The organism is Ancylobacter aquaticus (assembly GCF_004339465.1).
Taxonomy (GTDB): Bacteria; Pseudomonadota; Alphaproteobacteria; order Rhizobiales; family Xanthobacteraceae; genus Ancylobacter; species Ancylobacter aquaticus.
In genome coordinates this window covers 63,436-76,890 of sequence record NZ_SMFY01000005.1, presented here as the reverse complement: position 1 = coordinate 76,890, position 13,455 = coordinate 63,436, and the positions used below count along the sequence as shown (strand labels likewise).

The window sequence follows — 13,455 nt, the reverse complement described above, 5'->3', positions numbered from 1 at the left end:
GCCTCCAATACGCATGTAGTGAGGCGCCCGATGCCCGTGAGCACACCATCCGTCCGAATCCGCGACATTGAAACCATCCCGCTGCGAATACCCTTTGCCAAGCCCTTCAGCTTCGCGGCGCCAACGGACACCAAAAGGGAATCTGTCGAGGTGATGATCGTTAGGATCACCACCGAGGAAGGTCTCGTCGGCGTGGGCGAAACGCAGGCCTGGCGCCGGCAGGGAAGTTTCGAGACGTTGACCGGCCTGCACGCCACCATCCAGGAGGTCTTCAAGCCGTTGATCCTCGGCAGGTCGCCATTCGCCATCAACGCCATCATGCGCGATCTCGCATATGCCGCGGACCACAGTCTTTATGCGCAGGCCGCAGTGGGCGATGCGCTCTACGACCTGATGGGGAAGGCGCTCGATCTTCCTCTCTCGACCCTGCTCGGCGGAGAGGTGCGCGACAGGATTCCGGTCGGTCTCGCCCTGTCGATCACGGAGCCGGACGCGATGATCGACCAGGCCCAGGCCGCCTACGATTCCGGCTATCGGCATCTGCGGATCAAGATCGGTCTCGATCCCCGGCTCGATGTCACCAATGTGCGGCGGATGCGCGAGCATTTCGGCGATCGCGCCGTGCTGCGCGCGGACGCCAATGGCGGCCTTTCCTACAATGAAGCGCTGCCTCTGCTGCATCGCCTTGACGACTACGGCCTCGACGTCGTCGAGCAACCCGTTCCGGGCTGGGACCTCCAGGGCATGGCCCGGCTCGGCCAGTCCGTGCGCACGCCCATCTCCGCCGATGAAAGCCTGAGCAGCGGCCACAGTCTGCTCGACATCGTCAAGCAGCGGGCGGCCACCATTATCCAGACGAAGACCGGCAAGAACGGGGGAATACACTCCATTCGCCGGCTCTGGACCATCGCTCAGGAAGCCGGCATCGGCATCTTTCCCGGCAATCATCCCGGAACCAGCGTGGCGACGGCGGCCGTCGCGCACCTCTGCGCCTCCTATGCGGGACCCTTGCTGGTCGGCGATTTCCAGACCGGGTCGACCAGCATGCTGGCCGACGACGTGGTGCGCGATCCGATCCGCGTCGAGGACGGCGCTGTTCGCGCGCCCAGCGGCCCAGGTCTCGGGGTCGAACTCGATAGTGAGAAGCTGGACCGCTACCGCATCGACGGGGGGGGCGGATCATGACCGATGTTGTAGTCATCGCACAGGGCAGCCTCAGCTACAGCCGGCGTGTTGCCATCTTGGTGGTCGGGCTGGCACTCATCGCCTTGACCGTGTTCACCAGTGCCACGATCCCGTTGCCGCCGACCGTCCAGCGCGGCTTGTTCGTGCTCGGCATCGTCTATCTCGGCTTGCTGCTGAAGCCCTTGCCGGGCGGGTTCGTTCTTCTCGACATACTCCTCGCCGCGGGTGCAACGATCTCGTTCGGCTACCTTGTCGCGAACTGGGAGGTCCTGGCCTACCGTGCGCTGTTCGAGCCGGCCCTCCATGAGGTGATCCTCGGCCTGGTCGCGCTGGTCAGCGTCATCGAACTGACCCGTCGGCTGGTGGGATGGCCGATCGCACTGCTCACGGTGATCGCGTTTCTCTACGCCCTGTATGGCCGCTATCTCCCGGACGCGTTCGCGCATCGGGGCTTCTCGGTCGAGCGCATCGTCAATTCCCAGTATCTCACCCATGAGGGCCTGTTCGGCTCTCTGACGGGCGTGGCCGTGACCCTCGTGGCGATGTTCCTCGTGTTTGGAGCGCTGGTTCAACAGGTCGGGGTCGCCGACCTCTTCATGAAACTCGCCGCGAAACTGAGCTTCGGCAAGTTCGGCGGGCCGGGAAAGATCGAGGTTGTTTCCAGCGCCTTGATGGGGACCATCTCGGGCAGTTCGACCGCCAACGTGGTCACGACGGGGACCACGACGATACCGATGATGCGGCGGGCGGGTTTCTCGCCGACATTCGCCGCCAGCGTCGAGGCCGTGTCGTCCACCGGCGGCCAGCTCATGCCACCCGTGCTCGGCGTCGCCGCCTTCCTGATGGCGGAACTGACCGGCATTCCCTTCGGCACCATTGCGCTCGCCTCGCTGATCCCGGCTGTTCTTTACTTTGTCTGCGTCTTTGTCGAAGTCGATCTCGAATCGCGGAAGCTGACATTGGTCACGGACTGGGATGACGCCGGTCGTGCATCCCTGAAAGAAATAATCCGGAAAATCTATCTGCTTCTGCCCATCGTCGTTCTCGCGTATTTTCTGTTCGCGATGTATTCGCCGACGAAAGCAGCCTATTACGCCTGCATCACGGCTCTGATTGTCGGCGTTCCGAAGTGGAAGGAGTTGCTGACGGCTGCGGCGGGCAAGCAGTTCGTCATGGATTTCGTTACCTCCGCCACGACGGTGGTCCTTGCTTGCGCATGTGCCGGAATTATCGTGGGAATATTGTCGCTGACCGGGGCGACGATGTCGCTTAGCTACGCGCTGGTTGAGCTCGCCGGCGACAATTACTTCCTTCTCCTCGTCTTCGTGATGTTTCTCTGCATTATTCTCGGGATGGGGCTTCCGACGCCGGCGGCCTATGCCGTGGCCGCGGCCTTCGCGGCGCCGATGCTGGTTCAGGCCGGGGTGCAGATCCTCGCCGCCCATATGTTCGTGCTCTTCTATGCGAGCCTTTCGTCGATCACGCCACCGGTGGCCGTCGCCGCCTATGCGGCCGCAGGGATTGCCAATGCGTCGCCGATGCGCGTGGCGGTGACAGCAACCAAGCTGGGGCTCTCGGCCTTCATCATCCCCTTCGTGTTCGTCCAGGACCCGGCGATCCTCATCGGGCAGGCCCCGATTGTCGACACCGTCATCGTCTCCGTGACGGCCTTGTTGGGTGTGACGGCGCTGGGGCTGTCGACCATTGGCTATTACAGGGGCCCGGTCAGCATGATCGAGCGCCTCGGATACTTCGCGGCGGCCATCATGATGATGATGCCCAGCGTTCTTCTCAGTCTCGGCGGCATGGTGCTCGCGGCAGTTCTGCTCGTGATCCACTTCAGGACGTATCCCGCAGAGAACACCAAGCACTCACAAGAACTTCAAAGGATCTGACGAATGGGTATGACCATCATTGAGAAAATTATGGCGCGCAATTCTGGTCTTGAGACGGTGACGCCGGGCCAGTTCGTCGATGCGAAAGTCGACCGGGTCATTGCCCATGAGGAGTTCTACCGAATTCACACGGCCTGCGAGTACAACGGGCTGCCGGGCATCCCGCGGATCTTCGACCTCGACCGCTTCCATGTCGTCATGGAGCATTTTCAGCCCGCCATCGACAAGGTGCAGGCCACGCGCGGCGTGAAGATGCGCGAACTCGCCGAGCACTACCAGCTGCGTCATTTCCGCGACACGCTGGCCGGGGTTCTTCACCGCATCGTCATGGAAGACTACGTCGTGCCGGGCGAACTCGCGCTGGGTTCGGATTCGCACAGCGTCGCCTGGGGCGCGCTGAACTGCGCGGGCAGCGGCATGGGTGAGCACGAGCTGGCTTTCGCGCTGACCTTCGGCACGCTGTGGTTCAAGGTGCCGGAGACGATCAAGGTCGTGCTCGAAGGCGAGTGGCATCCCGCGATCGCGCCGAAGGATGTCGCGCTGTGGCTCGCGGGCAAGTATACGACCGCCTTCGCACTTTACCAGTCCATCGAGTTCACCGGTCCCGCCGTTGCGAGAATGAGCATGGAACAGCGTTTCCAGCTCTCCTCGCACGCGGTCGAGCTTGGCGGCAAATTCGGCCTGTTCGAATATGACGACAAGACGCGGGAGTTCCTGTCCCAGCGCAGCATCCTGCGCGAACAGCTCGACAACGCCAGGCCCGTTTCTGCTGACCCCGATGCCCATTACACACAGGTCATCACGATCAACCTCGATGATCTCGCGCCTCAGGTCGCCCGCCCGCACACCTTCCAGAATGTTGTCCCCGTCGACGAGGTCGCGGGCATCAGGATCGACCAGGCCCTCGTGGGGTCGTGCGCCAACGGCCACATCGAGGATATCGAGGTCGTCGCGCGCATCCTGCACGGCAACAAGGTCCATCCGAAGACGAGGCTGTTCGTGCAGCCCTCGTCCTGGGCGGTGTGGCGGGAGGCCTCGCGCCGGGGCCTCTTCGACACGATCCTTGACGCCGGCGGCCAGGTCATTTCCCCCGGATGCCACCTGTGCCTGGGCATGCAAGGACGGCTCGCCGACGGCGAGGTGTGCATCACCGCGACAACACGCAATCACAAGGGCCGCATGGGAAGCGGCGAGGCCGACATCTATCTCGCCAGCCCCGCCACCGTGGCCCATTCCGCGCTCGCGGGCGTCATTGCCGATCCCCGCACCAGCACTGTTCCGTCGAAGAAGGTAGCCTGACCATGAACGCTCCCACTCGCATCCTCAGAGGCCGGGTCTGGAAGTTCGGCGACAATATCGACACCGACATCATCGCGCCGGCCGACGTCATCTCCTTCGGTCTGGGCGACGCCAACGAACAGAACATGGTCAAACAGGCCGCGTTCCGGGATGTGCGCGAGAAATTCTATGAAAAAGTGCAGCCGGGCGACATCCTCGTCGCCGGCCGCAATTTCGGCCTGGGCTCCCACCGTGAACCCGCCAACAAGGTTCTCGTCAGCCTCGGCTTCTCCGCCGTCATTGCGGAGTCGATCGCGCGCCTGTTCTTCCGCAACTCGGTCGCCATCGGATTTCATGCCTTCTCGGTCCCGGGCATCGAGGTCTTCGTACAGGAGGGCGAAACGCTTGAGATCGACATGCAGGCATGGCGCGTGCGCAACCTGGACCAGGGGACCGATCTGAAGCTCGACCCCTATAGCGAGCTGGTCCAGACCATCATCGAGTCGGGCGGCATTATCGAGGTGATGAAGCAGCGCATCGCATCCGGCCTCGTCCCCGCCGAGTGACGATACTGTGCGCGATCTTACAGCCTACGACATCCAAACGTTGATCGTCGCCGCGCGCTGGACGCTGTTGCTGGCGCTCATCTCGTTCACGGGTGGCGCGATCGGCGGGCTTGTTCTGGCCGGCCTGCGCATGTCGCGTTTCGCGCCGCTCCGGTTGTTGGCGGGCCTGTATGTCGCCGTCTTCCAGGGCACGCCGCTGCTTCTCCAGCTTTTTCTCTGCTTCTTCGGCCTCAGTCTGCTGGGGATCGAAGTGTCGGCGCTGGGAGCGGCGGCGTTCGCGATGATCTGCAATTCGAGTGCGTTTCTGGGCGAGATCTGGCGGGGGAGTATCGCCGCCATTCCCAAGGCGCAGTGGGAAGGCGCGGTCTCGCTCGGCCTTTCTCGCCCTCAGCAGTTCGTCTTCGTGATCGCGCCACAGGCTCTGCGCATCGCTCTACCGCCAACGGTCAACTATATGGTGCAGATCGTCAAAAATACGGCTCTGGCCTCCATCATCGGTTTCTACGAACTGAGCAAGATGGGATCCGTATTGAACAACATTACGTTCTCTCCTCTGGCCATATTCGGCGCCGTGGCGCTCATCTACTTCTTCATTTGCTTCTCGCTCACCACGGCGAGCCGCCGGCTGGAGGTAAAGCTGCATGAACGCGGTTGAGCTGCATGAGGTTTGCAAGACGTATGGCGACACCGCGGTCCTCAACGGCGTGTCCCTGGTGGCCCGGAAGGGCAGCGTGATCGCCATTATCGGCCGCTCCGGATCGGGCAAAAGCACGATGCTGCGCTGTGTGAACGGTCTCGAAACGATCCAGTCCGGCCGGATCGACGTGGCGGGCCACCGGATCGGCGACGGCCGGACAAACCTGCGGATGTTGCGGCAGAAGGTCGGGATTGTTTTCCAAGGCTATAATCTGTTTCCCCATTACGACGTACTGAACAACGTCACGCTCGCCCTGCGTCTCGTGAAGAAGATCTCGCGCACCGAGGCGGAGGAGATCGCGGCACGCGTGCTGGGTCAGGTTGGCCTGGCCGAGAAGCTCAGGGCGCGTCCGAGCGAACTGTCCGGTGGCCAGCAGCAGCGCGTCGCCATTGCCCGGTCGCTGGCGATGGCCCCGGAGATCATGCTGTTCGACGAGGTCACCTCCGCGCTCGACCCGGAACTGACCGGCGAGGTGCTGAAGGTGCTCGCCGATCTCGCGGGCAGCGGCATGACCATGCTGCTTGTCACCCATGAAATGGCGTTCGCTCAGAATATCGCGACCGAAGTTGTGTTCATGCATGGCGGAAAGATCTGGGAGAGCGGCCCGCCCAGCCAGCTCTTCGCGAATCCGCAGACAGCAGAACTCAGAAAGTTCATATCGCAATAATTAAGAACGAGAGGAACGACCATGAAAAGACTTCTGTTTGCCCTTGGCACCACCCTTCTTACGCTCTCCGCGCCTGTTTCAGCGTCGGCGCAGAGCCTGGATGCCATTATCAAGAGCGGCAAGATCCGCATCGCCACCGACATCGGCCTGCCACCCTACGGCATCCTCAATGCGAAGAACGAGCCTGACGGTATTGATATCGCCGTCGGCAAGGCGCTCGCGGCCGGGCTCGGGGTGACATACGAACATGTGCCCGTCACGGGCAATAACCGCATCGCCTATCTTCAGACCAACAAGGTCGACTTGGTCATCTCGACCTTCTCGATCACGGCGGATCGCGCCAAGAGCGTCGATTTCTCGATCCCCTACGCCCTGCAGCGCAGCATTGTCGTCGCTCCGGCGGAGGTCGAGGTGAAGACCTATGACGACCTGCTGAAGCTGCGTGTGGGCGTGGCGCGCGGCACGACGCACGAGAAGCGGGTCCTGAGCCGGGCGCCCGAGGTCAAGTTCATCCGCTTCGACGACGATGCCGCCGCACAGGCCGCGCTGATGTCCGGACAGGTCGATGCCATCGGCATCAACGATAGCGCGGCCAGCACGCTCGCCAAGCGCTACCCCGACCGGAAATTCGAGATCAAGCTTGAAAACGCACCGAGCTATCTCGGCATCGGCGTCAACCGGAACAACCCCGATCTTCTGCGCTGGGTGAACACCTGGGTCTTCGAGAACCGCGTGAATGGCCGGCTGGACGAGATCTACAAATCCTATGTCGGCATCGACCTTCCGCAACTGCCGTCGTTCTGACGCCGCGCAGCCGCCAGCGGCATTGCCGGCGGCCGGAGAGTGCCAATGACCTACGTGTTGCAGTTCGGCGATATCGAACGCTTCCTGCCGCTGGTGTGGCAGGGAGCGATCATTACGCTGCAGCTGACGGCGGCGGCAATCATCGGCGGTTTTGCTGTCGGCCTTGTCTCGGCGGTCGGCCGTGGTTCCAAATGGTCGGTCCTGCGTGTGCCGGCCGCGATCTATGTGGAAGTCACCCGCAATACACCGCTCTTGGTGCAAATTTTCTTCGCATTTTTTGCCCTGCCAAGCCTTGGTCTGCGGCTCACACCCTTGGAAGCGGCATTCTTCGCCCTTATCTGGAACAATGGCGCGTATATGACCGAGATTCTGCGCGCCGGGCTCGTGAGTGTGCATAGGAGCCAGCTGGAGGCAGGACAGTGCCTCGGCATGTCGTGGTTGCAGGTTTTCGTCTACGTCCAGCTTCCGACCGCTATTGCCAATGTCTATCCGGCTATGGTCGGCCAGTTCATGATCATCTTTCTCAATTCCAGCGTTGCGTCCACCATCGGCGTCGAAGATCTGATGGGCGCCGCAGGATACATACAATCGGAAACCCTGCGGGCTTTCGAGATCTATCTTGTGACCGCTGCTGCCTATGTCAGCCTCGGGTTCGTGATCCGCGGCATCTTCGCGGCACTGGCGCCGGACAACCCGTTCAAGCGCATTGTGTGCCGATGGGTCCACGCGCTGAGTGCCGCCGGCTCGTCACCCCATCCTTCACGTTCAGATGTTTGAGTGTGCTATGACCCTATCCTTGGAACTCGCCTCCTATGTCGATCGCGCCACGACGTCCTCGACGAGCGACGTGCTGATGAAGCGCGGCGTGCGCGGCTATATGCGGCAGCACGTCCGCCCGCTCGACATGCGGTGCAAGATGTTCGGCCCCGCCGTAACGATCGAACGCGTGCCGCTGGAAGACCTTGAGGAGACAAGGCGCCTGCCGAACGCCGAGATGATTGCGGCAATCGAGACCGCGCCGGCGGGATCGGTGATCGTCAGTGCCGGACGTGGCGCCGAAGAAGAGGCGGCATTATGGGGCGGGCTACTCGCCGCGGCCGCGCATCGCAACCGGCTAGCCGGCACGGTCTCCGACGGTCCGATACGCGATCCGCTCGAAATTCTGGAGCTGAAGCAGCCCTGCTTCACGACGGGATGCGCGCCCCCCGGCCAGGCGGGTCTTCTGGCATTGAAGAGCGTCGGCCGGCCGATTCAATGCGGCGGTGCGATGGTGAACCCGGGGGACTACATATTCGGCGATTCAAACGGTGTGGTGGTCATCCCAAATGGTCAGGTCTTGGAGATCATGAAAGCGGCTGCTGATGTGGAAGCGGGGGACCAAGAGGCCGCCGCCCTGATCCTCGCTGGAACCAGCCTGCCGGAGACAATGAGAAAGCTGGGCCGCATCTGACCGTGGAGGTCTGCCGACACGGGGCGAAGACGTTAGAGCTGCGAACGACCTGAATGGATCGAGTGGGATTCTCAAACGAGGCGCGAGGTGCTCCAGAGTGTCTGCCGGAGGGAGGCCGGCAGACATGTCTTTTTTCGGTCGATCTTCGGGTTCGGTGCTTTCAGACGTTGCTGCCGGTGCAACGCACCGTGAGGCGGGCGCGCGTTTCAGGTGTGAGTGGCACTAGCGTTAGCCGTTGGCGCGAAAGGGAGCGCGACATGGGCGGCTCGGCGGTGACCGGCGCTCGGATCGGATCGAGGCTCGTCATGAGGCGGTGATGGCGGCGCTTTAGCACCGCCGAGACGCTACCATCGAGGAGATCCGGTTCGCGCGAGCCTGGAAAAGCAGGGATAATCTTCGCCTACGGAACGACCCCGCGCTTCGTCGCGCGCCACGCCATGGCTTCGAGACCTATGCTGGCAAGGCTTGGCCCTGGGACTGCGGCCCGGCGAATAAGGAACGATGTGAATCGGCGTGGAATAAGGCCCCCGTTTTAGGGGGTATCGGCGTCCAAACGGCCTATTGCGCGCTTATCAGGGGTCCCGTTCCAACGCCGTTTGACAGACGGGACCATTTTCGAGGCGTGCAACGATGCCGATGCGGAAATGTGGTCCGTCTATGGACACTACCGGCCGACAGAGACGCATGTCGGGTGCGAGTGCATCACCGATGGCCCGCCCGGCAATATGGCCCGCGCCGTGGCGATTGCCGAGCACCTTGGGCAGCTGTGGGGGCTTCCCGTCAAACGGCGCTAGCCCATGGGGGCGCCGAGTGAACCACCCAAGGCCGGGGCGCATGGCGTCCCGGCTCTTGTCTCCGCAAGGATTGCCCTTAAAGTAAGGATGTTCCTTACTTGGAGTAGGTTCTATGATCACGAGCAAGCTCACTTCCAAAGCTCAGACGACGATTCCCCAGCCAGTGCGCGCGGCGTTGCAGCTTCGCGAAGGCGATGAAATTGCCTACCGGATTGAGAGCGGCGTTGTCGTTCTGACGCGAGTGGAGGCTGTACCTTCTGATGATCCGTTCGCCAGCTTCGACGAGTGGAACAGCGAAGCGGATCGAAAAGCATATGCCAACCTTTGAGAAGGGCGCGGTTGTCCGCGTCCCATTCCCTTATACCGACAGGAACACCCGCCAGCACAGGCCCGCGCTCGTCGTCTCAAACGGGGGAGTAGGCGAGGACGGCGCTCTGGTTTGGGTCGTGATGATCACTAGCGCGGAAAATCGACCATGGCAGGGCGATATCCCGTTCAATGACAGTTTCCAAGACGCCGGCTTGCCCGCGCCGTCCGTGGTGCGTCCCTGTAAGATCGCAGCAATCGAGGCGCGGCATGCCGAGCGTATCGGTGATGTGAGCCCGGCAATGCTCCGGGAAGTCGAGAGCGTCATTCGCCGGCTTCTCAACTTATGAAAAAGACCCGGAGCAGCTGGACACTGACACTCCGGGTCTCGATCTTCATCTAAACACTACCCCGGGAGCGGGCGAAAGCTCGCCCCTCGACCTCCACTTATATAGCACACCCCCGTTCCAGGTTGAAGCGCCGAGCGCGGCCGCCGCGCGGATCGACCGCGCGGAGATCCGCCGCAAAAGTGGGGCTCCGCCACCCCTCTCGCCTCTCCCCCCTCGATGCCGGCGACGACATCACAGGATCACAGAGCGCGCCAGGCGCGCGAGTTCCCTCCTGCAGGGCGTGGGGCCAGGGGGCGCTGCCCCCTTGTAACTTCGCCCTCCCGCGATCGGTTAAGCTGACCGCCGCGGTGACGGGTGGGAGGCCGCAGCCCCCTGGGTCGTTCGAGACCGTGGATGAGATCGGCTCCCCACCCGTCGTTCCCTCGAACCCGGACAGTCGCCAGGGCCGCAAGAGCTCGTTTAGGCAAGGATGGGTCATGTCGGAACAGATCACCGTTGGCATCGATGTCTCGAAAGACTGCCTCGATGTCCATCTCCGCCCCCTGTCGGAAGCCTTCGCCGTCTCGCGCGACGGTCGCGGTCTCGCCACTCTGTGCGATCGCCTGAAGGGACATGCTCCCGCGCTCGTCGCTCTCGAGGCGACCGGCGGGTATGAGACGGTGGTCGCAGCGGCACTCGCCGGCGCCGGCCTGCCGGTGGTGGTGGTCAATCCGGCCCAGGTCCGATCCTTCGCCCGCGCGCTCGGCAAGCGTGCCAAGACCGATCCGATCGACGCCGCCGTCATCGCCCACTTCGCCGAAGCGACCGCGCCGGAGGTCCGGCCGCTGCCCGACGAGGCGACCCAGATATTGGCCGATCTCGTCGCCCGCCGCCGCCAGATCGTCGAGATGATGGGTGCGGAGCGCCAACGCCTGCGTCGCATGACCCTGCCGAGGGTCCGCCGCTCGATCGAGCGGTTGATCCGAGCCCTGGAGAAGGAACTCGCCGATCTCGACCACGATATCGACGACGCCGTGCGCCGATCGCCCGCCTGGCGCGAGGCCGAGGACCTGCTGTCGTCGGTGCCCGGCGTTGGAACGATCGTCGCGCTCACTCTTGGCGGAGTTGCCGGAACTCGGCACCCTCGATCGCAAGAAGATCGCCGCATTGGCGGGCCTCGCCCCGTTCACGCGGCAATCGGGAAGCTGGAAGGGCCGAAGCTTCATCGGCGGCGGCCGGACCACAGTCCGAACCGTGCTGTTCATGGCCGCCCTCGTCGCCGCCCGGCACACCCCCGTCCTGAAGGCCTTCTACCAGCGCCTGCTCCAGGCCGGAAAGCCGAAGATGCTCGCTCTCCTCGCCCTCGCCAGGCGCCTCCTCGTCATCCTCAACGCCATCCTCAGGGATCGACGCCCATGGAAAAACGCTTGACCGCAAAGACAGTCGCTCATCCCCAGCAAGGGCGATGACGCCACCCCCCAGCATTCGGCCGCAAGCGGCCTGCCATGCCGGCAGCGTAAACGCCGCCGCCCTCCGGGTGGGTAATTCCCCCCGTCATCATCCCCCTTGCCCCCAACTCCCCCGGTCTCCGCGACCCTCAGGAAGCAGGACGCAGCCTGCTTCGCAGCGAACAAGGAAGGGAAACCGAGATGGAACAGCACACCAACCCCGATTTTAATGGCACCGTTCAGCCCGTCGCCGTGTTCGGCGCGGACACCCTCACAATCAGCGCCGGCGGCTTCTCCCTCTCGCTCACCATCAAGGCCATCGAACGCCATTGGGACGCCCTTTCCCATTTCCCGGATCGTCGCGCCCGCATGGAGCTTGGCGCCCTCGGTGAGCGCGTCAACGCCTTCACCGCCCATGTCACCGCGATCGTGGCGCGGGGCGGCATTCTGGACGCTGGCGCCGAAATCGAGCGTTTCACAGTCCGCCATGTGCAGCTGACGCGGCGCGCTTGGGCGATGGAGTCGCGGTGCATGTCGTGGTTCGTCGTCGGGCCGGCCCGGTTCCCGGTGGATCGGAACCGCAAGCGGCAGGCATCGGCAGACAACGCCTTTCGCACCGTGAGCGACCACACCAAGGCGGCCCGGGCCGCCGTCGAGCGTATCGCCTTCCCTCATGGTGCCCCCGGCGAGCCGATCCGCGCCAGCAACCCGGATGCGCCGGCACTGATCCGCGCCGAGATCGAGAAGCGCCAGGCCGCGCATGCGATGATGAAGGCCGCAAATGTCGCCATCCGCTCGGCGAAGGGCAAGGACGTGGACGCCAAGGTGCAAGCCGTGGTCGACGCCACGGGCTGGCGCGAGGCAACGGCAAGGCGCTGCGTCGTGCCTTCGCAGGAATGGATGGGCAGCGGCTTTCCCGCCTATCAGCTTGCGGGCGAGCTGGCCGAAATAAAGCGGCTTGCGACCCGGCTTGCGACGATCGAGGCGAACCGCGAGCGCGGGACGGTCGAGCACGAGCACAACACCACAGCCGGGCGCCTGCGCGTGGTCGAGAATGGCGACGCCGCTCGCATTCAGATGTTTTTCGACGGCAAGCCCGAGGCCGCGACGCGGGACCTGATGAAGCGCGAGGGCTTCCGTTGGGCGCCGTCCGAGGGGGCTTGGCAGCGCCACCTCAACAATGCCGGGCGCTATTCCGCCTCGCGCGTGGTGTCCGCTCTCCAAGGGGAGCCCAGCGCATGACCTGCCGTCCCGGCTTCAGCACCTTCGCCGGCCGCGTCGCTCTGGCGCGGCAATCGGTCCTTTCCGGCGCGTCTGCAGACGCTTTTGATGCCTGCTTCAAAATGTTCGACGGCGAGATGGTCGCCGCCGCCCTTATGCGCGCGGCTGAAAAAGACGCCGCGCTCGCGGACGCCATGCCCAAATACTTCGACATGGAACTGCTGCAGGAGATCCACGCCCGCCACGCATCGACCGACCTTGAGGCCGCCGCCGCCGCGATCCGCAGGAAAGAGGCGGCACAGAGCCGGGCGAGGGCGAAGAGGTGGGAGCTTGAGGGTGACGGGCAGGCGGCGCTGTTCTAGCGCCCTGTGAGGCGAAGACGCCCCCCGACGACTACAGCGCCGGGGGGCAGCGCTTTCCCAATCCGATGGCCCGCCGAGCGGCCGGGCCGGTCCCGCGCTCAGGCGGATCGACCGCCCGCGCGCGTGGCGAGAGTGGGGCCATGCCACCCCTCTCGCCTCTCCCCCCTCGATGCCGGTGACGACATCACGAGGCCAAAGAGCACGCCAAGGCGCGCCAGTTTCTGGCTGAGGAACACGGGGCCAGGAGGCTCTGCCCCCTCTGCCCCAGCAAGGGCGATGACGCCACCCCCCAGCATTCGGCCGCGAGCGGCCTGCCATGCCGGCGCGTAAACGCGCCGCCCCTTCGGGTGGGTGGTTCCCCCCGTCATCATCCCCCTTGCCCCCCAACTCCCCCGCTGCTCCGCGCGAACTCGGGAAGCAGGACGGCCTGCTTCGCCTAAGAACTGTATAGGT

At 63.8% G+C, this 13,455-nt stretch carries 13 protein-coding genes and 1 pseudogene; all 14 read left to right on the top strand.

Annotation, left to right across the window (positions count from 1 at the left end):
* Positions 1 to 30: 30 nt before the first annotated feature.
* The 14 genes and pseudogenes from EV667_RS20200 to EV667_RS20130 all read left to right on the top strand — a co-directional run bounded on the left by EV667_RS20200 (position 31) and on the right by EV667_RS20130 (position 13,002).
* Positions 31 to 1,185, top strand: a complete 1,155-nt coding sequence (locus EV667_RS20200) for a mandelate racemase/muconate lactonizing enzyme family protein (protein ID WP_131837161.1) — start codon at positions 31 to 33, stop codon at positions 1,183 to 1,185.
* Complete coding sequence (locus EV667_RS20195) at positions 1,182 to 3,080, top strand: TRAP transporter permease (protein ID WP_131837160.1); 1,899 nt, start codon at positions 1,182 to 1,184, stop codon at positions 3,078 to 3,080. Before EV667_RS20200 ends, EV667_RS20195 begins: the two co-directional genes overlap by 4 nt.
* Before the next feature lie 3 nt (positions 3,081 to 3,083).
* Positions 3,084 to 4,379 (top strand): aconitase/3-isopropylmalate dehydratase large subunit family protein, encoded by a 1,296-nt coding sequence (locus EV667_RS20190; RefSeq protein ID WP_131837159.1) that lies wholly within the window; start codon positions 3,084 to 3,086, stop codon positions 4,377 to 4,379.
* Positions 4,380 to 4,381: 2 nt separating this feature from the next.
* Positions 4,382 to 4,924: a LeuD/DmdB family oxidoreductase small subunit gene (locus tag EV667_RS20185; protein ID WP_131837158.1), complete on the top strand. Its 543-nt coding sequence runs from the start codon at positions 4,382 to 4,384 to the stop codon at positions 4,922 to 4,924.
* Between the two features lie 7 nt (positions 4,925 to 4,931).
* The gene (locus tag EV667_RS20180) at positions 4,932 to 5,579 is read left to right on the top strand and encodes an amino acid ABC transporter permease (protein WP_131837157.1); all 648 of its coding nucleotides are present in this window, start codon (positions 4,932 to 4,934) and stop codon (positions 5,577 to 5,579) included.
* Positions 5,566 to 6,288 (top strand): amino acid ABC transporter ATP-binding protein, encoded by a 723-nt coding sequence (locus tag EV667_RS20175; RefSeq protein WP_131837156.1) that lies wholly within the window; start codon positions 5,566 to 5,568, stop codon positions 6,286 to 6,288. Before EV667_RS20180 ends, EV667_RS20175 begins: the two co-directional genes overlap by 14 nt.
* 21 nt (positions 6,289 to 6,309) lie before the next feature.
* On the top strand, positions 6,310 to 7,092 hold the full coding sequence (locus tag EV667_RS20170) for a transporter substrate-binding domain-containing protein (RefSeq protein WP_131837155.1): 783 nt from the start codon (positions 6,310 to 6,312) through the stop codon (positions 7,090 to 7,092).
* A 45-nt stretch (positions 7,093 to 7,137) separates the two neighbouring features.
* The gene (locus EV667_RS20165) at positions 7,138 to 7,869 is read left to right on the top strand and encodes an amino acid ABC transporter permease (RefSeq protein WP_131837154.1); all 732 of its coding nucleotides are present in this window, start codon (positions 7,138 to 7,140) and stop codon (positions 7,867 to 7,869) included.
* 19 nt (positions 7,870 to 7,888) lie between these two features.
* Complete coding sequence (locus EV667_RS20160) at positions 7,889 to 8,542, top strand: RraA family protein (RefSeq protein WP_165901666.1); 654 nt, start codon at positions 7,889 to 7,891, stop codon at positions 8,540 to 8,542.
* Between the two features lie 906 nt (positions 8,543 to 9,448).
* A complete protein-coding gene (locus EV667_RS20150) occupies positions 9,449 to 9,664 on the top strand; it encodes a type II toxin-antitoxin system PrlF family antitoxin (protein WP_131837152.1) in 216 nt (71 codons plus the stop codon).
* Positions 9,651 to 9,992 (top strand): type II toxin-antitoxin system PemK/MazF family toxin, encoded by a 342-nt coding sequence (locus tag EV667_RS20145; RefSeq protein WP_131837151.1) that lies wholly within the window; start codon positions 9,651 to 9,653, stop codon positions 9,990 to 9,992. The genes EV667_RS20150 and EV667_RS20145 overlap by 14 nt, the downstream gene beginning before the upstream one ends.
* Before the next feature lie 476 nt (positions 9,993 to 10,468).
* Positions 10,469 to 11,402 (top strand): annotated as a pseudogene (locus EV667_RS20140) (IS110 family RNA-guided transposase).
* Between the two features lie 218 nt (positions 11,403 to 11,620).
* Positions 11,621 to 12,661, top strand: coding sequence for a hypothetical protein (locus tag EV667_RS20135; protein ID WP_131837150.1), 1,041 nt, complete (start codon positions 11,621 to 11,623; stop codon positions 12,659 to 12,661).
* Positions 12,658 to 13,002 carry a hypothetical protein gene (locus tag EV667_RS20130; protein WP_131837149.1) on the top strand — a complete coding sequence of 115 codons (345 nt, stop codon included), beginning with the start codon at positions 12,658 to 12,660 and terminating at the stop codon, positions 13,000 to 13,002. The genes EV667_RS20135 and EV667_RS20130 overlap by 4 nt, the downstream gene beginning before the upstream one ends.
* The last annotated feature ends 453 nt before the right edge of the window (positions 13,003 to 13,455 follow it).